A 21,219-nucleotide genomic window follows, 5' to 3' on the forward strand; every position below is an offset into this window, starting at 1 on the left:
TGATGCGGTTGCCGGCCAGCGGCCGGCACTACCGCAGGAGCGGCGGCGCCGGAGCGCCGCCGCGATACCTCATCTGCGTGCGAACGCCAGCAGGTCGGCGTTGAACTGATCTGCATGGGTAAGGGTGAGGCCGTGCGGCGCACCGACATACACCTTCAGTTCGGCGTCCTTGATGATCTGCGAGGACAGCTTGGCCGAGGCGTCGAACGGCACGATCTGGTCGTCATCGCCGTGCACCACCAGCGCCGGCACGTCGATCTTCTTCAGATCTTCGGTGTAGTCCACTTCCGAGAACTCGTGGATGCAGTCGTACTGGCCCTTCACGCCGCCCAGCATGCCCTGCAGCCAGAACGAATCACGCATGCCTTCGGTGACGCTGTTGCCATCACGGTTGGCGCCGAAGAATGGCGTGGCCAGATCCTTGAAGAACTGCGAACGGTCGCCACCGGTGCCCTTGCGGATGCCGTCGAACACGTCCAGCGGAGTGCCGGCCGGATTGCTGGCGGTCCTCAGCATCAACGGCGGCACCGCACCGACCAGCACCACCTTGGCCACGCGCGTGCTGCCATGGCGGCCGATGTAGTGGGCCACTTCGCCACCGCCGGTGGAATGGCCGACAAGGATCGCGTCCTTCACGTCCAGCGCATCCAGAACGGCAGCGAGGTCGTCGGCGTAGGTATCCATGTTGTTGCCGTCCCAGGTCTGGCTGGAGCGGCCATGGCTGCGGCGATCGTGGGCGATCACCCTGTAGCCGTTCTGGCCCATGAACAGCATCTGCGGGTCCCAGGCGTCGGACGACAGCGGCCAGCCATGGGCGAATACGACAGGCTGGCCGGTGCCCCAGTCCTTGTAGAAGATGCGGGCGCCATCGTTGACGGTCACGAAATTGCTCATTGCAGGTTCCTTGGCGGAAGGGAGGGAAGACGCCCGCGGGTTGGCGGGCGCCTGTGGCAGTACAGCGCACGATGTGCCGTGTGCATTGCACGGCTGTGGCGGATTGACGGGTTCGTTGCGCTGACGCGACTCGCTCTGGCGGCAGGCCCGTACTGATGACAACCATGGCCATCGGACGCGCGAGGGCTGCCATGAAGATGCCGAGATGGGGAGTGTTGCCTGGACTGCTGTTGGCCGCTGTCGCGACGGCGCAGACCAACGTCTACAAATGCACTGATGGTGACCACCCGGTCTACCAGCAGACGCCCTGCCAGGGGCGGGCGGAGTGGCGCTGGGAAGTGCCAGATGTGGAGTCGAGGGCGCGTGGGCCGCTACCTTCGGTCGTGCAGCCTGCCCGGAGCAGAACCACGCGGACGCCACGGCGCGGGCGTACGCAGGGCGCGCTGATATCGATCACGGCCAACCCGCGCGGCTGCGAGCAAGCGCGGCAGCGGCAGGTAGCGACGCTGGCCAAGCCGCGCAGGCTCGACTACCTGCAGCGCAGGCAGCTGGATGACGCGGTGCGCGAAGCCTGTCGTTGAGCACAACGAAAAACGGCACCCGAAGGTGCCGTTCTGGTCTACAGGCCGGGTAAGCCTCAGCGGCCGTCGCTGGCGGCGGCCGGCGCCGCGGCTGCATCCGGCTTGGGCAGGCTCAGCTCCGGGTTGCCCTGTTCGGCCTGTAGGATCTGGATCCGGCGCTGCAGCGCATCGAGTTGGCTGTTGGTGCTCTGCACGTCGGTGCTCAGGCTGACCGCCTGCTGCTGGGCCTGCTGCAGCGCTGCACTGACCTGCGCCGACTGCGCCTGCTGCTGTTCCATTTCCTGCTGCAGGGTACGCAGGCGTTCTTCGTTGTAGGCCACCAGGCGCTCGGTGTAGCGCTTGCCGGCTTCCAGCCGGGTGGTATCGATGTAGACCTGCGCCAGCTGTTCGGACTGCTGCGCGAAGGTGCGGTAGACACGCTCGGCGTTGTCGACCGCATCGGTCTTGATCACCCGCCAGAAGTTCTTCTCCTGGAACAGGGCCACGTAGTAGGTCAGGGTATTGGCGTTGAACAGCAGGCTGGCGCCGTAGTTGCCGTTGTAGGTGGTACGCAGCTCGGTGAGCTGCTGCGCATCCATCAACTGCTTGAGTTCGTCGACGGTGTTGCGTACCACCGGTGCGGCCTTGGCCGGCTCGACGGTGGCAGTGCGATCGCCACGTGCGGCCAGCGCCGACGGCGCCACCACGATCATGGCCACGGCCAGCAGTGCTGCGCCGCGCGGATACCGGGCGAAGACGGTGCCCCCTGAAGTTTCTCGCATGTCTAGACCATCCACGGATGTAGTGTGGGTTGAGTTGAAAGTGGTTCCCCGCCGCGAGTCTAGCATGGGCGCGGACGCCGCCAACCGGCGCCCGCGCGGCTCAGAAGACCAGCTGCGCCGAGCTGCACTGGATCGACTGCATGCTGACATCGGTGCGGCCCAGTTCCAGCCCGAGCAGGTTTGCCAGGGTGTTGGTCAGCAGGGTGCCGACGCTGTTGAGCACCGGCTTGAGCGCGGCCAGCACCGGATTCAGCAGCGCGCACAGCAGGCCGCTGCAGGTCACGTTGTTGCCCGGGGTGGTCACGCCGCCGCCGTTCTGGCCATCGAGGAATCCGGCCGGGGCGGTCTGGATGTAGGACGCCAGGTTGGTGCGCACGCAGCCGTTGTAGTCGATCAGGTTGCCCAGCAGGCTGTCGCAGCGGTTGATCAGCAGGCCGCCGACCAGCGAGCCGAGCAGTCCGTCGAGCAACCCAAGGCCCTGGCCGGTCACGGTGGTGCGATAGCCCGTCCACACCGAGCCATCTTCCCAGCAGGTGGTCAGGCCAAGCAGGCAGGGCTTCGGTACACCTTTGGTGACTGTCCAGTTGCCCAGCGGTGCGAGGTTGCGTGACGGATCGCCATCGCGCAGCAACGGAATCACCTGGTCCACGTTGTAGCGCCCGCCGCTGGGGAAGGCGGCCTGGAGATAACGGTCGGCCAATGCCTTGGCGGTGTCATTGGCGTTCATGCCCTGCTTGGGCGAACTGAGCATGCCGGACAGCACGCGCAGCAGTTCGTTGACCAGATCGGACACGGCGGTGCCGACGGCCAGCGGGTTGATCCGGGTCGAGCCGGTCTGTCCGGCCGCCAGAGTCAGGCTCTGCGTGCTGGTCAGCGCCGGCAGGGTGATCTTGTCGTTGATCAAGGGCTGCCCCAGCAGCTTCAACAGCTGCTCGTTCTGCAGGGTCGCGTCACAGACGTTGCTCTTGGAGAAGCGATCGGTTGCGTTGACCTTGCCGACGCAGGCGCGCAGCACCGAGGAATCTACCTGGACGGTGGCCGTCGGTGGCGTCGCCCCGCACTGGATGCTGGTCAATGTCCCCATCGCATTGGCCACATCCACGTGCAGTGGCAGATGCAGGCGGGTGCCGAGCAGGTTCAACAGTGGGCCGATCGCGAACAGGCGGTCGCTGTCGACGTCCACCATCAGCCGCACCTGTGCGTTGTAGGCACGTGCGCCGACACCGCCGATGGCGATCGACGGCGGCTCCACCACGCCGGCCTTGATGTCGATTCCCAGCAGGTTCAAGCCCTGCACCTGCACGCCATTGCCATCGTTGGCGATGGAGATGGCGGCGGTGACAAGATCCAGCACGTTGACCCGTGATTCCAATGCGCTGCCGATGGTGCCGTCCGGCGAGATCACCTGCGCGAACAGACCGCCGCCGCCGTTCTGGCTGCCCAGAAGAATATTGAGCTGGTTGATGTCCAGCCGGGTGCCGACCAGGTTGGACAGCGCCTGCAGCTGTACGCCGACGGCGGTCTCGCGGCCGACTACCGTGGCGGTGGCATTGACCAGCTGTGCCAGCGAGATGCGGTTGATCGACAGCAGCCTGTTGAAGTCGGCCACGCTGAGGTCAGCGGTGACCGGGATGCCCAGTGCAGCCAATAACCCTGATGGGGTGATGGTGGCCTGCGCCAGACCGTCGTAGGACAGCACCGTCGCGTTGGTGACGTCCAGGCCGACCAGACGGAGGGTTGCCATCAAGGGGGAGTTGCCATTGGTGCGCAGCAGCTGCGAACCCACCGCAAACACCGCGGTGGGTTCCGAGCGCTTGGCCACGGCCTGCACGCGCAGGGTGGGCAACGTGCGGTTCTGGCCGAAGAACGGCAGCACGCCGCGTTCTGCAACGACGCGCACCGCGTTGCGTGGATTGCTGGCGTCTACGCTCGGGCTGAAGTGGTCTGCGGTTCCACGGGTGGCATTCCAGTTGCCGCACTGGATCTGCACCTGGCCGCGGAAGCGGTTCTGCGCGAGTGCGCTCTGCCGGGCCGCACTGTTGTCGGCATTGCTGGCGTTGCACAGGTCGAGCCGTTGTGCGCCTGCCAGTGCGGCCAGATCGACCACTTTCTGTGCATCGCGCTTGGCCCAGAACAGGAAGCCGATCTCGATCAGGCCGAGCATCGCCAGCAGCGCGATCATCACCAGCATCATGGTGACCGACATACCGCCGCGCGGGCGACTGAAGCTGATGTGGCGTGCTCGGTTCATGGCAGACCTCAGCGTCCGGATCGGGAGGATCCTGCGGACTTGGCGACGTCGGTTTCAAAGAACTGCGGGATGTCGTACTGGAAGCTCTTCAGGTAACGCGCGTAGCTGGATGTGGCCTGGTCGCCGAGGATCGGCAGGCGGGCACCGGCTACCTGGCCGGAGGCCTGCAGGCGGAACAGGCTGCGAGTGGTGTCGCCGATCTGTGAGGTATTGGGCCGCAACTGCGTGCCGCCAAAATCGGGTGCAAATGCAGGTGCAGGGGCTGGCGGAGGCGGTGGAGCCGGTTCCGGCGATACGTCCACGGTGGCCAACGGCTCGCTGTGCAGAGAGGCGGCGGTCGACGCGGGCGCAGCGCCGCCCAGCATCTGCCCGGTCAACGGTTGCTGCGGCGTCTGCGCCTGCACAGCCGCAGCGAAAGACAAGCCGGCAAGCATCGGCAGCAGGCAGCGGATCAGCGGCGTCGAGGTCATGGCGTGTTCCCGTTGGGATGATCGGTGGTGCCGAAGCGTTCCAGCATCGAGGGCGGCAGTCGTGACGGGTCGCGTTGGTCACGGCCATCGCGGCGGGGTTCGGCGGCCAGGCGCTGGCCTGCGTTGGCGGGGCTGGCGGTCGCCGAGGCAACCGGCCGCGTCGCTGCCGCCGCTGCAGCAGTGGCGGCTGCCTGGCGTTGCTGCAGCCGCGTACGGATCTGCTGTGCCTGCTGTTCGACGCTGCGGCGCGTCTCCTCGCTGAAGCTGGCCTGCTGGGCCAGTCGTTCGACGGTGGCCGTGTCGCCACGCAGCAGCGCCCACAAGGCCAGGTTGGCGGTGGCCTTGACGTTGCCCGGCGACAGTTCCAGCGCCTTGGCCAGTGGCTCGCGTGCCTGTTCGAAGCGACCGGCGCGCAGCCGTGCATAGCCGAGGTCGCCCAGGTAATCGGTGTTCAGGGGGTTCAGCTGGGTGGCACGTGCGAGTGCCTGTTCGCCGCCGTCGTCATCATCACGGAGGGCGGCGATCAGGCCGATGCCATGCGCGGCGGCTGCGGCCTGCGGGCCGTTGCCGAGTTCGCGGTACAACGCCAGCGCCGCATCGATCTGGCCGGTCTGGCGCAGTGCGTCGGCCTGCAGCAGGCGCAGTGCCGGGGTATCGCCGTAGCGCTGGCGGAACGCATCCACGTGCGCCAGCGAGGCGTACCAGGCGCCCTGCAGCTGCATGCGCTGGATCAGCTCCAGATAGGCGTTGCGGCTATCCTGCGGGGCCGGCGTCGGCTCGGCCAGGCTCGGCGCACGCAGGTACTTCGGCGTGGTGGAGCTGCAGCCGGCAACGGCGGCAACCAGGGCAAGCAACAGGCAGGCGGGGCGCAGGACAGGCATGAAGGTCATCCCATTTTCGACAAGGTAGTGGCCAGCGCGACCAGCGCCGGTCCGGCCAGCACCAGCATCAGTGCCGGCAGCAGGGTCAGCATCATCACCACGGTCATCTTCACCGAGAGCTTGCCGACCTTTTCCTTCAGCGCGTTGCGGCGTTGCTCGCGCAGGCGGATGCTGAACTGGCGCAGCGGCTCCTGCACGGCACCGCCATGCGCGTGCACCTGCAGGATCAACTGCACGAGGCTGGACAGGTCGTCGTCACCGTACACATCGCTCAGCCGCCGCAGCGACTGCGCGCGCGTGCGTCCGTGGGTGTAGGAGACATTTGCTTCCTGGATTTCCCCGCCCAGTACCGGCAGTGCGTCGCGCAGCTTGTCGCCCAGTGTCTGCAGGCTCTGATCCATGCTGAAGCCCACGCCCTGCAGCAGCCGCAGCAGGTCGATCAACAGCGGTAGCTCATTGTTCACGGCACGCCGCCGCCGCTTGACCCACGCACTGAGCGCGAACTTCGGCAGCAGCAGGCCGGCAGCGAGCGCGCCGATCACCACCATGATCCTGGACAACCCCGTGGCATCGCTGATCGCCAACGCAATACCCAGCACCAGCACCGCCAGCAGCAGGCGCAGGCCCAGGTAGATGGCGGTGCCGCGGCGGGTGTTCCAACCAGCCAGGTCCAACAGCAGGCGATCTTCACCGGCCAGCAGCGCCGTTTCCAGGCGGCCGCCGCTCAGTCCACGACCGAGCTGCTCCAGCCAGCCGAGTGAATCCTTTCGTGCATCGGCAGCGGCATCTTCGCTTTCGCGTGGACGCAGCGCCGTTTTCAATGTTGCCGCGCTGCGGTCCTCGCGATGGCCGCGCACCCAGCTGCCAAGCCCCAGCAGGGCCACACCGGCGGCCAGCACCAGCAGGGCGGCCACGAACCAGATGCTGGCGCTCATTGGATGCCTCCTGTGTGGACGTGAAGGTTCATAGCGATTTGGCCAGGCGATACAGCAGGAAGGCGCCGGTCAGTTCCATGCACAGAGCGATCAACAGGATCTTGTGGCCCAGCGGATCGTGCAGCACCGGCTGGAAGAACTCGGGGCTGGAGATCGCCATCAACACCGCGCTGGCCGGTGGCAGCAGGCCCAGTACCCAGGCCGACATGCGGGTTTCAGACGTGGTCGCGGCCAGCTCCTGCTGGGCCTGTTCCAGGTCACGCATGAAGTCGCCCATGCGCTGCAGGATCTGGTCGGCACGGCCACCGATGCGCACGCTCACGCCCATCACCACCGCCAGTACCTTCAGCACGTCCATGCGGTAGGGCTGTGCAGCGAGGTTGAGCGCGCGGTCCAGGTCCATGCCGCCACGGGCATAGCGCACGGTGGTGTCGAGCAGGCCACGCAGTGGTGCGTTGGTCTGCATCGAGGCGACCTGGAAGGCGGCCTGCAGGCTGTTGCCGAGTGCGGTCAGGCGTACCAGGTTGTCGAGGAAGTCCGGAAGCTGGTGCAGCAGCTGTGCCTGCAGCTTGCCGGTGCGGCGCATCAGCCACAGCCAGCAGCCCAGCAGGTACAGCAGCAGGGTAAGCGGGAACATCCAAACAGTGCCCAGGCGCAGCACCGCGAATGCGGACAGGGCGATGCCCGGCAGCAGCATCAGCAGTGGCAGCTTCCAGCCCGGCGTCAGGCCGGCACGTTGCAGCTGTCCGTCCCAGGGCAGGATACGGCGACCCGGCGCAGGCAGCGGTGCCTGCCGTGCCGCGTCGGTGGCGTTGCTGGCGCCAGGGCCGGTGCCGCGCGCCAGCTGCTGCTCGGCATGCTGCAGGGAGGCCTGGCGCTGTTCGCGGGTGCTGGCGGTGCCCCACAACCACACGGCCAGCGCCAGCAGCACCGACACGATGCTCAGCACACCCAGCAGCAGGCCGGTACTCATGCTCAGAAGTCTCCGTAGAGGGATTCGCGCAGCAACTGCCGGAACGGCTCCAGCTTGTGCGAATGCGGCTGGAAGCCCAGGCCGATCCAACGGTCGGTTTCCTTGCCGCTGCCATCGATCTGCACTTCGTGGCGGAACATCTCCTGGGTGGTGATCAGGTTGTCGCTGACACCGGTGATTTCGGTGATCGACACCAGCACGCGGCGGCCGCTGCCCAGGCGCGAGATCTGCACGATGAAGTCGATGGCACTGGCGATCTGCCGACGCAGGCTGTCCTCGCTGCCCTGGAAGCCGGCAAAACCGGCCAGCATCTCGATGCGGTACAGACAGTCGCGCGGCGAGTTGGCGTGGATGGTGGCCATCGATCCGTCATGGCCGGTGTTCATCGCCTGCAGCATTTCCAGTACTTCGGCGCCACGCACCTCGCCGACCACGATGCGGTCGGGACGCATGCGCAGGCTGTTGCGCACCAGGTCGCGGATGCTGACCGCACCCTGGCCCTCGGCGCCACCGATGCGGCTCTCCAGGCGCACCACGTGCGGGTGGTTGAGCGAGAGCTCGGCGGTGTCTTCCACGGTGATGACGCGTTCGTTGGCCGGCACATAACTGGCCAGCGCATTGAGCAGCGAGGTCTTGCCCGAGCTGGTGCCGCCGGAAACCAGGATGTTGCAGCGGCCCAGCACCATCGCCTTCAGCAGCGCCTGCATCGGTGCATCGAAGGTGCCCTTGGCCAGCAGCTCGTCAGGGGTGAAGGGGTCCTTGCGGAACTTGCGGATGGACACCATGGGCCCGTCCACCGCCAACGGCGAGATGATCGCGTTGAGGCGGCCGCCATTGGGCAGGCGCGCATCGACCATCGGATTGGAGTCATCCAGGCGGCGGCCGAGAGGCGCGATGATGCGGCGCAGGATGCGCAGCAGGTGGGTGTCGTCGGTGAAGCGCTGTGGCGCGCGTTTGAGTTGCCCGCCCTGGGAGACATGCACATCCTTGAAGCCATTGATCAGGATGTCTTCGATGGTGGGGTCATGCAGCAGGTCATCGAGCGGGCCGAACCCGGTCAGCTCCTTGACGAGGCCTTCGGCCACCACCTGCATTTCTTCTTCGTTGATGGGAATGCGCCATTCCTGGATGAAACTGACCGTCTGCACCTCCACCCAGCGGGCGATGGTGTCAGGGGCCCAGGAATCGATGTCGATGCGCTCGTCTTCGATGCTGTTGAGCAGGTGCTCGTGCGCGGCCGACAGCACCTTCTGGTACTGCTCGGTCTGTGCGAACGGCAGGCTGCCCGGTGCGTGTTCCGGCACCGAGTTGCGGGCGACAACGTGCGGGAACGGGGTCACTTTGTCTTCCATTGCGATCCACCCAGGGCAAGGGCAAGTCTTTCCCGCAGGCCATGCGCCTGGACCGGGCAGGCAGCCGGATCCAGGCGTTGCACCAGCGGGGCGAGGGCACGCAGGTACGGGTCGCGCGGCGCATCCTGCAGCAGCAGATGACCATGGCTGGCGGCCGTGCGCACCCGTGGCCGTTCGGGCAGGGTGGCCAGCAGCGGCAGCTCGAAGCGGCGCGCGATCTGTTCGGGGCTCATGCCACTGTTGTCGTCGTGGCGGTTGATCAGCAGCTGCAGCCGCTTCTCGCGATCGCGCTGGCCGGAAAGGTGCTTCAGGGCGTGGTCCAGCGACACCAGCGTGGCGATCGATGCATCGGCCACCAGCCAGATTTCATCAGCCTGGTCCAGCAGCAGCGGTGGCAACTGCCGTAGCGGACAGCCGCCGGCATCGCACAGCACGCTGGCGAACACGCTGCGCAGGCGCTGCAGCAGCGCGCCAGGGTCGGACGGCGGCAGCGCGTCGCTGCCACTGGCGCGATCAAGCAGGACCAGGCCGCTGGGATGCCGGGCCATCGCGGTGCGCGCCAGGGTGGCATCGATGCGGCTGGCATTGCGCAGCGCATCTTCGTAGTGGAAGCGGCTGTCCAGGTTGAGGTACAGGGCGAGATCGCCGGCCGGCTGCGCCAGCTCCATCAGCAGCCCGTCCTGCACGGCTGCATCGCCCTGGGCCAGGGTATGGGTCTGTTGTGCGAGCACCGACAGATGTGCTGCCAGGGTGCTGGTGCCGACGCCGGCGCGCACGCCCAGCAGCACGATCAGCCGCGCCTTGTGCGCCTGCTGTGCGCTTGCGGCGGGCCGCGGTGACAGGGCGCGACGCAGGGCGGCTTCGATGCCGGTGTTGTCACTGTCCAGATCCAGTACATCGCGCAGGCCGGCGCGCAGCGCCATCACCACGCCTTCAACCTGGCCGGCGCTGGTGGCGCCCACCGCCACCAGGGTCAGTTCCGGTTGGGTCTGCTGCAGCTGCTGCGCCAGCACCGTCGATGCCGATGCATGCTCGGGGCGGAAGTCGAGCAGCACCAGGTTCTGCGGGCCACGCTGCAGGTCCTGTGCCGAGGTCGGCTCGCCGCTGTCCTGCCAATGCAATGCCGTGGCCGGCGGCAGCTTGGCAGCCAGGCGCGGCAGCAGTTCGCGGTCGATCCCGTACAGGACCAGGTTCATCGGTGGTCCTTGCGGGTGCAGCGGCAGGGCAGTGGCGTAGGGCATGGGCGTGGTACCGGAGACGTCATGTGGGTCAGCGCGAGAAACCGGGCACCGGGTCGCGGCTGATCGGGCCAAGCAGCCACGCGCCCCATTCGGGCATGTTCGGCTTGGCTTCGCGATCGCCGGGCAGCGGCAGTTCGGTATTGCGGGCAATCGGCTGTACCAACCGCGGCGTGACGATGATCACCAGTTCCTTGTCCTGGCGCTTGTAGTCGAAGTTGCGGAAGAACGTACCGATGATCGGCAGGTCACCGAGCAGGGGAATCTTGTTGACCGTCGACGCCACGGTGGAGCTGACCAGGCCGCCGATGACGAAACTCTCGCCATCGCCAAGCTCGACGGTGGTATCGGCACGGCGGGTGGTGATCGAGGGGATCTGCACGCCGTTCAGCGCGATCGAATTGGTGTAGTCCAGGTCGCTGGCTTCCGGCGCGACCTTCAATGCAATGCGGTTGGGTGAGAGCACGGTGGGGGTGACGGTCAGGCCGATGCCGAAGGGCTTGTAGGTGACCGTGGTCGTGCCGAGCCCCTGCGGCTCCAGGATCGGCAGTTCGCCACCGGCCAGGAAGCTGGCGCTCTGCCCGGACAGCGCAACCAGGGTCGGCTCGGCCAGCACGCGCGCCATGCCGTTGGCCTGCAGCAGGTCGACGTCCGCGTTCCACAGGCCCTTGGTCGAACCAAACACCAGCCGGAACGCCGAGGAGATCGGCGATTCGCTTTCGTTGCTGGACTCGCCTTCCTTCATGCCCGGGAGGATGCCGGTGTTGCCTGGCAGCTGCCCACCCGGTCGGGCGAATCCATAGGCGAAACCACCGTTGCGGTTCTGGAAGTTGATGCCGATCTGTTTCAGCGCGGTCTTGTTGAATTCGACCACCTTAACCTCGACCTGCACCACGCCGCCGCTGCTGATGGTGGAGGCGTCGGCCAGGCTGCCGTCCTTGCCCAGCGCCATCACTGCGGTCTTCTGTTCCTGCATGTGCGCCAGCACGCTGTCGCTGCTTCCCTGCAGGAGCCCTTGATGGTCCTGTTGGGTGAACACCAGCCCGTTGGATCCGGTATCGGCAGCGCCCTGCACTGCACTCTGCACGCGCACCTGCACACGCTGCGGTTCGCCCTGCTTGCGGTGCCACAGCAGCAGGGTGGTGGTGCCCGGTGCCTTGCCGACCAGCAGTGCCTGGCGCGCGCCGCGCAGCATCACGATGTCAGCCACGCCGGGGTCGGCGATGGCAACCCGTTCCAGGTCGGCCGGCAGCGTCCACGGCCGCTGTTCGCGGGTCTGCAGCAGCAGATCGTCGGCAGCCACGCTCGCACCCGGTGCCAGCAGCACCAGCAGCAGGGCCAGCCAGCGCTGGCGGACAGTGGGGCGTAGGCAGTAGCGACGCTCAGTCATGTGTGCTCTCGGCATGGGTCAAAGGGAGCCACGGGGAGCCGCGGTGTCGCCGCGGATGATTTCGATACCCGCCGGTCGCGGTGTCGAGCGACGCTGCACCGGTGCGCGCGCTGGCGGTTCGTGGGCGTTGCGCTGCACGCTGCTGCCGCGGCCCGCCAGTGCGTCGCCATCCAGTCCAGCGTAGGCGTGGTTCTCCGGTCGCTGCAGGGCCAGCTGCTGTTCGTTGTCCAGACCGCGCACCGGGTCCAGCACGCCGCGCGCCTGCGGGAACAGTGCCAGGTCCGGCAGGCCGGTATCGGCGGGATTGCGCAGGGCGAGGAACAGCTTGCCCTGCTGCGCGCCGAGCAGCAGGCGGTTGGCGTCGGCCACCGGTACCGCCAGCACCGCGGTGCGTGCCGGCTGCGTGGCATCGCTGCCGCTTCCATTGCTGTGGGTGCTGCTGGAACCATTGGTGATATCGGCCGCGCGTGAGTCGTTGTGCGCCGTGGCCGGTGCTTCGCCCTGACTGCTCGTGGGCGCTGCCGCGATGTCCTGCTGGCCGTAGCTGAGCACGCGCAGGCGTGACAGCAGCAACCGCGTCTGTGCGATGTCCTGCTGGCCGTTGTAGCTGGTAGCGGCGCTGCGCAGGTTGAGGAACACGTCGACGAAATCGCCGGGCAGGATGCGGTTGCCTGCCGCGACCAGCTCATCGACCGGCACCGCCAGTGCCCGTTCACCCGGCCGCAGCTGCAGCGAGAAGCCCTGCGCGAGCAGGCTGGCGCCAATCGCGCTGCCCTCGCTGATGTCCTGTACCGGCACCTTGCCGACCACCGTTGCCAGGTCGGCCACCGCCCCCGGCACTTCTGCGGTGCGTTGCGTCAGCCGCACGCCATTGGCGCTGATCGGCTCGCCGGCAGGTAGCCGCGCGGTGGCTTCAACGACACTGAAGGTCTGCGCATCGGCCTTTACGACCGTGCTCGGATTGTCCGCCGAGGCCGCCGGCTTGCGGCCGATCACGAAGGCGACCACGGCGAGCAGCACCGCGAGTGCAATCAGGGCGATGGCGGCGATGCGGGTCAACTTGAGCATGAAGAACGTCTCCTGTACCGATCGTCAGTTGCTGCCAAGGTCCAGCTGGGCGACCGCGACGCTGCGAATGGGGGCGCCCATCACCCAGCCATAGAGCGTGGCGGTGCCGGGCAGGAAGGGGTGGGCGTTGTAGTCGTAGCTCACGGTCACGGTCATGCATTGCACCGTCGCCAGGCCGGCGCAGGGCGCCTGCGGCGAAACCACGATGGCACCGGCGCCGCCAGCGCTGCAGTCCGGGTTCTGCCTGGAAAACTGCAACAGCCATTGCATGGAGCGGCGGGCCGCCAGGCAGGCTGCGGTGCGCCGCTCGCCGGCGCTGCCATAGCGCAGCGAAGCCCGCGCGCCCTCGGCCGAGGCCGTGGCCAGGGTCTGCTGCGCGGCCATGATCAGCACGCCGGAAAAGGTGAACAGCAACAGCGGCACCAGGCCGAGAAGCAGCATCAGTGCGAATTCGATGCTGGCCACGCCGCGTTGGCGGCGACGTGCGAACGCTTTCATGCCACGCCTCCATAAGTGGTTGCCAATACCCAGCCAATCGCAGCGAAGGCCAGGTAGGCCGCGTAAGGAATGCCCTGGCGCCCCGCGCGCGCAGCGTGCAGTTCGCGCAGTGCAGGGTGGCCATTCCAGTGCGTGCTGGCGCGATTTACCTGCATCTGCAGGCGCAGCGGCAGGTGACCGGCCAACTGCCGTCCGACGATCACCAGCATGGCGTGGGCGCCTGCGGCCAGGCTGGCAAGCACCCATACCGGCAGCAATGCCTTCCAGCCCAGCAGCAGGCCGAGCACGGCGAAGAACTTCACATCGCCGGCGCCCATCCAGCGCACCGCGTAGAACGGCAGCAGAGCCAGCAGGCCAAGTGCCGCGCCCAGCAGGTGTGGCGCCCAGGTCGTGCGCGTTGCATTGAACTGGTTGGCGATGATCAGTGGCACGGCGATCGCGCACGCGGCCAGCAGCCAGGTGTTGGGCACGCGGCGGGCGTACAGATCGCTGATCGCGATCCGCAGGCACACTCCCATGGCCAGCAATCCCAGCAGTGTCATCGCACACCCTCTTCGTCCGTCATTGGACAGTTGCAGACCCCCTTCATCGGCCACCGCGGTCGCCATCGAAGCGACCGCAGGTGCTGCACCCCGCGCGACGGCTAGGTGGTGGTGGCGTCGGTGGCGATGGCCTGCAGGCGGGTGAACAACGTGGTGAAGAATGCGGTGATCTGGGTTCTGCCCACCACGATCAGGATGCCGGCGATCACGGCGGCCAGCAGCCCGTATTCGAGCGCGGTCACGCCATCTTCTTCTTTCAGGAACTTGCGGATCGATGCGTTCATGACGGTTGTCTCCCTCTACCTGTCAGTTGCTGCAGGAAACCTGCATGGGCGGTGGCCCGGCTCCGCCGGGACCGTCCGTAGGCCTCTGCCATCCTGGCGGAGGAGGCACGGCGGGCAATCCCGCTGTGCTCAAGCAGGGTGATCATTCCCGGGCAGGGCAGCGGCCGCGCAACCGCGACCGCGCGGCACCAGGCCGGTGGTCGAAACGGTTTGTCGTACGTGCATGGTCATGCTGTCCCCCTGGGTGTGGCCGCTATCTGCGTGCCCGATCACCGTGTATTCGACTTTGCCTGAATGGCGGTTCCCTGCAACCGGAACCTATATGCAAATTCGGCAGATTCGTTGGATTCCTGAATATTCCGATCACGATCTGTGACGTAAATCCGTTCCTGCGCAAAACGATTCATGCTCGTGCAGATAATGTGAGGTCGATCTGCGCGCATGCGAAAACCATGCCACTCGCACACACACTTTCTTCACGCAGCCGATAATCCGGAAGCCTTGAAACATCCTGTTTACGGCCGCGGATTATCGGGCATACTCGCATTCAAGGTTTTGCATTTTCATGGATGGACGCGCGTGCTGCGCAGCGACCATCACGGCAACGGACGATGCTCTTGGAAACGGCGTGCGCCCTGTCAGGCAGTGGGGGCGGGGTCGTGCAGCAGACCAAACGGGGGACGACACTGTCATGGTCGATGGTGGGGTGGAAGACAACGACGACGGCGATCTCAGGTCGATCGACCTGGCCACGCTGAGCGGCGTGCTTCGCGTGTGCGATGTGGAACTGTTGCTGCTTGATGGCAATGGTCCGCGCGCGGCATTCGCTTCGCGCGTTCACGAAGAAGCCCTGTTCTGCAGCATCAGCTGCGGTTTCCATTGCCGCGGCCGTTTCATGCTGCCCCCCGACTGGGCGATGCTCGGTTACCTGCACACCACCGATGATGCGCTGAGCTGGTGCCATGGCGTGCCGCTGACACCGGGCATGGCGCTGACCGTGATGCCTGAAGGCATCAGTGAATTCACGCTCAGCCCCGGCACGCAGATGACGCTGATGCTGGTGCCGGTCGCACGCGTGCAGCGCAAGCTGACCGAACTGAGCCTGCGCAGCACGCCGCCAGCGGGGCAGGCACTTTCGTTGTTCAACCTCGGCGATGAGGCAATGCCCCTGGTACGCCATTACCAGCAGCTGCATGCACAGCTGGGGCAGGGCGGTGCGCTGCAGCCGGAAGAAACCGAGCGCCTGCTGCATGAGCATATCCAGGCGCTGCTCGGTGCAGGCCCGGCCGACCGGCCCAGCTGCAGTCGCGCCCGCCGCACGCATTACCTGATCGCGCAGCGGGCGGAGAACTTCATGCGCCTCAACCTGCGGCGCAATATCTACATGAATGAAATCTGCGACGCCGCCGGCGTCAGCGAGCGCGGCCTGCGCTATGCGTTCGAGGATCTGTTCGGCACCTCGCCCAATCGCTACCTGTCGATGCTGCGGTTGTGCGCGGCCTGCCGCAGCCTGTCGATGGCCGATTCCAACCGGCGCTCGGTCAAGGCCATCGCCCTCAGCTGCGGGCTGTGGGATCTGTCGCGCTTCGCCGACAACTATCGGAAAGTCTTTGGCGAACTGCCGCGCGACACCCTGATGCGCGCGCCCGCTCAGCTAGGCCAACCCGCCTGAGGGTATCGGCCGGGCTGCCGCCCGGCACCCGCCAAATCCTAAAGCCAACGCCTAAAGCCAAAGCAACAGCCGGCTCTGGGTTTTCTGTGGGTTGGCGGGGCGGTGTGGGCTTGCAGGACACGCCGTAAACCCATCCATGGGGGCTCGATGGCGCCTTGCTCGCGTGCGCTGTCCTGCGCACACGGCAAGACCGGGGCAGGGCATCCTGCCCAGCCCGTCCGGCGCATGCTCCGAACCCATGGCGCCAACGGTCCTGCAAGCCCACACCGCCCCACCCCTGACAGTTTCCCGATGACGGTTGGATTGGCCATCGCGCATTCGAAAGCGTGAGTGAATCTTCGATTCTGATTGATTATTTCGATCTAAATGAAAAATGGTGATCCGACTTTCTCCTCAGCCGGGCATGGCCCGGCCCTGCTACAACGCGTGCAGGAAACTGTCGAAGGCGGGGTGGGTCCGGTTGCGGGGGCGTGAGCGCCATGGATGGCGCGACCGAGCTTACATGGACGTACTTGCAGCGTCCCCCGCAACCGGACCCACCCCGCCATCTCCCAGGAACCCAGCTTTTGCCGTTGCTGCTGTCTTTGACTTGGCCTCTGCAGGTGCCGGGCGCAGCCCGGCCAGCCCTCCCTGCCGGATTTGCATATGCGGCTGCCGAATCCGGCCGTGGATTTGCCGGAATGCGCGATTGCCCTGCCGGAATGAAGTGCTCAGCCCCCGCTGAAAGGCGCGAAATGTCAGTCACCTGCCTAACGGCAAGTCCACTGACATTCAAGTTGTCCGCCTACGGGGGAAATGCTCATGAACCGCATCTACCGGCGTGTATGGAACCGCCAGCTCAATGCTCTGGTTGTGGCCTCGGAACTGGCCACCGGCGATAGCGGTGGTACCGCACCGCGCGACCGCCGTGCCAGCCTTCTGGTGCCCAGCACCCTGGCCCTGGCACTGCTGTGCGTGCTGGCCAGCGGGCCTGCGGCGGCAACAGAGTCCAGCCAATCGCTGCGCGATCTGCAGGCATTGGCAGCCAAGTACACCCAGCCGATGCCGGTGAAGGTCGATGCCGAAGTGGCGCTGGCAGCGGCCGCACGACAGGCCCAGGCGAACCCGGCGATCAGTGCGAACGCACGCGTCGGCCTGCAGCTGAGCACGACCTCGCTGCCGGTGGTGCGCGACGTCCTGCCGGCCACAGTGCAGGTCAAGCTGGCCGCCGGCGCCACGCCGCGCCAGGTGACCGCACCGGCGCTCGGCGCCGACGTCCGCGCCAACATCGGCATCGGCAACGTCGCCGCCACCCGTGTTGATGCCGCGGTCGCCGCGAACGTCGCACCGGCCGCGCAGGCACCGTTGGGCCTGTCTGCCAATGCGGCAGCAAAGGCCAACGTCGGCATCGCCGGCACGCCGGTTGCCAGCGTCGATGCCGGTACCCACGTTGCCGCCGCAGCAAGTGCAACGCCGTCCGGATTGAAAGCGGCCGTCGATGGCAAGGTCGATTCGCAGCTGGTCGTGGCCGGCAACCACATCGAAGGGCAAGGCCAGGTCGGTGCCAGCGCCGCGGTCGCACTGCCGGCCAAGGAAGAGCTGCCGGGCGACACCGATGACCGCGCGATCACCGCCGCGTTCGATGCCGGCGTGGCGGGCAAGGTGCGCGTACAGGGCAAGGACGGCGAAGAACTCGTCGCTGATCGCAACCTCAAGCTGGCCGGCACCGCAACCGCCGCCGCACAGAACAGCGCGCTCGGCCTGGGCGGCCTGCTCAATGGTGTCGGCACTGCGCTGAATGGTGTTGGCAATGCAGTGGGCAGCCTGCTCAACGGCGATCTGTCCGGCACCGTCAACAACCTCGGCGGGGCCGTCGGCGGTCTGGTCGGCAATACCCTGGGCAGCCTCGGCCTGACCTCGCCGTCGGCCATTCCGCCAACCAGCCCGAAGGCGCCCGCAGCCGCCGACCCGAATGCGGGCCTGGTGATCGGCACTGGTGGCCTGGTGGGCGGTGTCACCGAACTGCTCGGCCCGACCACCGCCAGCCTGTTCGGCGGCACTGGCTACCTGTCCAACGGCAACCTCAAGCTCAGCACGGCCAACGTCATGCAGACCTACTCCACGGTCAACGTGCTTGGTCTGCCGGTGGTCAACGCCACGCCGGTCGGTACCACGCTCAATGGATTGGGCGGCGCGGTCACCGGTGGCAGCTCGCACCTGACCCTGATCGGCGGCGTCACCTCCGACAGCTACATCTACAACATCAACAATGGCAATCCCGGTGGCCTGCTGGGCCTGCTGTTGCCCAAGGACTCGCCGGCCTGGGCGGCCAAGTGCCTGGACATCGCCTTGGCCGACATCTCCTGCTGGGCGGTCAACGCCGCACAGGACTACCAGGTGCTGATGGGCGATGGCGCCTATGCCAACGGTTCGAAGGAAGTGGTGATCGGCGCCAATGCCCGCCATGAGCTGCCGAAGGTCGATGCCAGCGTGGCCTTCCCCGGCGCGGGCGCCAATGATCCGACCGATCCGACCGGCGTTCCCACTGCCGACTACGCTGCACGCATGGGCCACTCGGTGGTGGTCGGTGACAGCGCCAGCGGCACCGCCAACGGGCAGACCCTGCTCGGCGCGGAGAGCACCTCCAACCAGGCCAATTCGGTGGCATTGGGTTACCGCTCGGCTGCACTGCGCGGCGCCCAGGCCAGCTACAGCGCCTACGGCCTGACCACCGCACAGGTGTCCGCTGGCGAGGTGTCGGTAGGCACCGCCGGTGGCGGCGAGCGGCAGATCACCAACCTCGCGGCCGGCAGCGCCAACACCGATGCGGTCAACGTGGCCCAGCTGAAGGGCGCGATCAGCCAGATCGATGCGGTTGGGGCAGCGGCGGTCACCTATGACCTGGATGGTGCAGGCGATCCCAACTACCGCCGTGTCACCCTCGGCAATGGCACCGGCACCACCACCATCGGCAACCTGGCCGCCGGCGCGGTCAACGCCACCAGCAGCGAAGCGGTCAACGGTGCGCAGCTGTTCGCCAGCAACGACACCATGGCGAAGTTCTTTGGCGGACGTGCAGCATTCGATCCGCTCACCAGCACATTCACTGCACCGCTGTTCGAGATCAGCACCATCTCTACCGGTGGCGCCGTGGCCTCGGGGCTGTATGACAACGTAACCGACGCCTTCGATGCGGTGGACGGCTCGCTGGTCAACCTCAACACGCAGATCAACGACATCCGCAACACCGGCACCAAGTACCTGCGGGTGAATTCGACCGGAGCTGAAGCCGTGGCCAGCGGCGCCGAATCGATCGCCGTCGGTGCCGGCGCCAGCGCAACTGCAGCCAACAGCATCGCTGTCGGTGCCGGCAGCTTGGCCGATCGTGCCAACAGCGTGTCGATCGGTGCCGCAGGCGCCGAACGCCAGGTCACCAACGTCGCCGCTGGTACCGCCAGCACCGATGCAGTCAACCTGGGGCAGTTGCAGGCCTCGGAAGAGGGCGCACTGCGCTACGACGTCAACGGCGACGGCAGCGTCAACTACGGCAGCGCCACGCTCGGCCAGTCCGGCACGGCCACCACGCTGCGCAACCTCGGCCCGGGCCAGATCAGCGCGGCCAGCAGCGAAGCGATCAACGGTGCGCAGCTGTTCGCGGCCAACCAGACCGTGGCCACCCATCTCGGCGGCGGCGCTGCGGTGGATGCCAATGGCGTGGTGACCGCACCGACCTACACGCTCAACAACGTCGCCGCCAATGGTACCGTCAGCCAGGGCAGCTACAACGACGTCGGCACGGCCTTCGATGCGGTCAGCAATTCGCTGGCCAACGTTGCCGACCAGACCGATGACCTGGACAAGCGCGCCGTGAAGTACGACGTGGATGGGAGCGGCAACGTGGTCGATACCGTGACCCTCAGTGGTACCGGCGGTGCACCGGTGAAAGTCACCAACGTGGCTGCCGGCAGCATCCTGGCGGGCAGCAGCGATGCCATCACCGGCGACCAGCTGTTCAGCACCCACCAGACCGTGGCCAGCTACTTCGGTGGCAGCACCGTGTACAACGGCAGCACCGGGCTGTGGACCGCGCCGACCTTCAACATCTCCACCATCGCCACCGATGGCACCATCACCGGCAACGACTACAGCAACGTCACCGCAGCGTTCTCCGCAGTGGATGGCTCGCTGCGGGTGCTCAACCAGCGCATCAGCAACGGCGGTGGCAGCCCGTACCTGGCGGTCAACTCCACTGCCGCAGCGGCGACGGCCACCGGTGCTGAAGCACTGGCGGTCGGCCCGCAGGCCAGTGCAGCGGGCGCGGGCAGCGTAGCGGTCGGCAACGGCGCCAATGCCAGTGCAGGTAACAGTGTTGCGCTGGGTGCCGGCTCGGTGGCCAGCGTCGGCGCGCAGACCGGCTATACCGGTGCCTACGGCCAGACCGGTGCCAGCAACTCGTCCGGTGAAGTGGCGGTGGGCAGCAGCGGCAGCGAGCGCAAGGTCACCCACGTGGCCGATGGCTCCGACGACCACGACGCGACCAACGTCGGCCAGCTGAAGAATGGCGTGAACTACGCCATCGATCAGTCCAAGTCCTACACCGACCAGAAGATCCAGAACATCACCAACGTCGCCGGCAGCTTCCGGGCCAACAACAGCAACAACCTGGCCGATCCGTCTGCCAGCGGTGCCAACTCCGCCGCAGGCGGTGCCGGCTCCACCGCTGCCGGGGCGAACTCGACCGCACTGGGCAACGGTTCGCAGGCACAGGCCGACAACTCGGTGGCGCTGGGTGCAGGCTCGGTCGCCAACCGCGCCAATACGGTGTCGGTGGGGGCAGCCGGTGCCGAACGCCAGGTGGTCAACGTGGCCGATGGTTCGCAGGCAACGGATGCGGTCAACGTGCGTCAGCTGCAGGCTTCGCAGCAGGGCACGATCCGCTATGACACCACCACCAACGGCACTACCAACTACAACAGCGTCACCCTGGGCAGCACCAGCAGCGGCCCGACCACGGTGCGCAACGTCGCCGCCGGCACCGCCGGTACCGACGCGGTCAATGTCGACCAGCTGAAGTCGGGCATGGCGCAGACGCTGGACTGGTCGAAGGCCTACACCGATGAGCGCATGGGCGGCTTCGAACGCGACCTGCGCAAGACCGACAACCGCGCCTCGGCCGGTATCGCATCGGCGATGGCAACCGCGTCGCTGCCGCAGCCCAGCGAAGCCGGCCGCAACATGGCCTCGATCGCTGCCGGCAGCTACAACGGCGAATCCGGTGTGGCCCTGGGCATCTCCGGTGTTTCCGAGGGTGGCCGCTGGATCTACAAGTTCAGTGGTTCCACCAACAGCCGTGGCGAGGCCGGTGTGGCCGTCGGTGCCGGCATCCAGTGGTGATCGCCCGCGCCGGGTCGCACTTGCGGCCCGGCGCAGCGGGCAACGTCTACAGGGGA

The 21,219-nt window shown here is 66.8% G+C and carries 17 protein-coding genes; 3 read left to right on the forward strand and 14 right to left on the reverse strand.

Features of this window, described 5'->3' with window-relative positions:
• Positions 1 to 69: 69 nt before the first annotated feature.
• A complete protein-coding gene (locus QOL57_RS15460) occupies positions 70 to 894 on the reverse strand; it encodes an alpha/beta hydrolase (protein WP_089235925.1) in 825 nt (274 codons plus the stop codon).
• Positions 895 to 1,085: 191 nt separating this feature from the next.
• Between QOL57_RS15460 and QOL57_RS15465 the strand changes: the two genes are divergently transcribed.
• Positions 1,086 to 1,475 carry a DUF4124 domain-containing protein gene (locus QOL57_RS15465; RefSeq protein ID WP_089237973.1) on the forward strand — a complete coding sequence of 130 codons (390 nt, stop codon included), beginning with the start codon at positions 1,086 to 1,088 and terminating at the stop codon, positions 1,473 to 1,475.
• A 56-nt stretch (positions 1,476 to 1,531) separates the two neighbouring features.
• On the opposite strand, the gene QOL57_RS15470 is transcribed toward QOL57_RS15465, so the two are convergent.
• The 13 genes from QOL57_RS15470 to QOL57_RS15530 form a co-directional block, all read right to left on the reverse strand.
• Entirely contained in the window at positions 1,532 to 2,236 is a 705-nt protein-coding gene (locus tag QOL57_RS15470; RefSeq protein ID WP_088100167.1) for a DUF2968 domain-containing protein, read from the reverse strand.
• A 100-nt stretch (positions 2,237 to 2,336) separates the two neighbouring features.
• Positions 2,337 to 4,487, reverse strand: a complete 2,151-nt coding sequence (locus QOL57_RS15475; RefSeq protein ID WP_089235924.1) for a TadG family pilus assembly protein — start codon at positions 4,485 to 4,487, stop codon at positions 2,337 to 2,339.
• Between the two features lie 8 nt (positions 4,488 to 4,495).
• Positions 4,496 to 4,957 carry a DUF3613 domain-containing protein gene (locus QOL57_RS15480; protein WP_089235923.1) on the reverse strand — a complete coding sequence of 154 codons (462 nt, stop codon included), beginning with the start codon at positions 4,955 to 4,957 and terminating at the stop codon, positions 4,496 to 4,498.
• Positions 4,954 to 5,838 carry a tetratricopeptide repeat protein gene (locus QOL57_RS15485; RefSeq protein WP_089237972.1) on the reverse strand — a complete coding sequence of 295 codons (885 nt, stop codon included), beginning with the start codon at positions 5,836 to 5,838 and terminating at the stop codon, positions 4,954 to 4,956. The genes QOL57_RS15480 and QOL57_RS15485 overlap by 4 nt, the downstream gene beginning before the upstream one ends.
• A 5-nt stretch (positions 5,839 to 5,843) precedes the next feature.
• Positions 5,844 to 6,773: a type II secretion system F family protein gene (locus QOL57_RS15490; protein WP_089235922.1), complete on the reverse strand. Its 930-nt coding sequence runs from the start codon at positions 6,771 to 6,773 to the stop codon at positions 5,844 to 5,846.
• Positions 6,774 to 6,801: 28 nt separating this feature from the next.
• Complete coding sequence (locus QOL57_RS15495; RefSeq protein WP_089235921.1) at positions 6,802 to 7,746, reverse strand: type II secretion system F family protein; 945 nt, start codon at positions 7,744 to 7,746, stop codon at positions 6,802 to 6,804.
• 2 nt (positions 7,747 to 7,748) lie between these two features.
• Positions 7,749 to 9,098 (reverse strand): CpaF family protein, encoded by a 1,350-nt coding sequence (locus QOL57_RS15500; RefSeq protein WP_089235920.1) that lies wholly within the window; start codon positions 9,096 to 9,098, stop codon positions 7,749 to 7,751.
• On the reverse strand, positions 9,083 to 10,339 hold the full coding sequence (locus QOL57_RS15505) for a fimbrial protein (RefSeq protein ID WP_089235919.1): 1,257 nt from the start codon (positions 10,337 to 10,339) through the stop codon (positions 9,083 to 9,085). Before QOL57_RS15505 ends, QOL57_RS15500 begins: the two co-directional genes overlap by 16 nt.
• 28 nt (positions 10,340 to 10,367) lie before the next feature.
• Positions 10,368 to 11,726 (reverse strand): type II and III secretion system protein family protein, encoded by a 1,359-nt coding sequence (locus tag QOL57_RS15510; protein WP_089235918.1) that lies wholly within the window; start codon positions 11,724 to 11,726, stop codon positions 10,368 to 10,370.
• 18 nt (positions 11,727 to 11,744) lie between these two features.
• Positions 11,745 to 12,794, reverse strand: a complete 1,050-nt coding sequence (gene cpaB, locus QOL57_RS15515; protein ID WP_089235917.1) for a Flp pilus assembly protein CpaB — start codon at positions 12,792 to 12,794, stop codon at positions 11,745 to 11,747.
• 24 nt (positions 12,795 to 12,818) lie between these two features.
• Entirely contained in the window at positions 12,819 to 13,292 is a 474-nt protein-coding gene (locus QOL57_RS15520) for a TadE/TadG family type IV pilus assembly protein (RefSeq protein WP_089235916.1), read from the reverse strand.
• Positions 13,289 to 13,834 carry a prepilin peptidase gene (locus QOL57_RS15525; RefSeq protein ID WP_089235915.1) on the reverse strand — a complete coding sequence of 182 codons (546 nt, stop codon included), beginning with the start codon at positions 13,832 to 13,834 and terminating at the stop codon, positions 13,289 to 13,291. Before QOL57_RS15525 ends, QOL57_RS15520 begins: the two co-directional genes overlap by 4 nt.
• A gap of 101 nt (positions 13,835 to 13,935) precedes the next feature.
• Complete coding sequence (locus tag QOL57_RS15530; protein ID WP_025878547.1) at positions 13,936 to 14,118, reverse strand: Flp family type IVb pilin; 183 nt, start codon at positions 14,116 to 14,118, stop codon at positions 13,936 to 13,938.
• Positions 14,119 to 14,809: 691 nt separating this feature from the next.
• Here QOL57_RS15530 and QOL57_RS15535 point away from each other — a divergent pair.
• Positions 14,810 to 15,790 (forward strand): helix-turn-helix domain-containing protein, encoded by a 981-nt coding sequence (locus QOL57_RS15535; RefSeq protein WP_089235914.1) that lies wholly within the window; start codon positions 14,810 to 14,812, stop codon positions 15,788 to 15,790.
• Positions 15,791 to 16,591: 801 nt separating this feature from the next.
• Positions 16,592 to 21,163, forward strand: a complete 4,572-nt coding sequence (locus QOL57_RS15540) for a YadA-like family protein (protein WP_089235913.1) — start codon at positions 16,592 to 16,594, stop codon at positions 21,161 to 21,163.
• The last annotated feature ends 56 nt before the right edge of the window (positions 21,164 to 21,219 follow it).

Origin of the sequence: Stenotrophomonas sp. yr243 (assembly GCF_900184195.1) — a bacterium.
GTDB lineage: Bacteria > Pseudomonadota > Gammaproteobacteria > Xanthomonadales > Xanthomonadaceae > Stenotrophomonas > Stenotrophomonas lactitubi.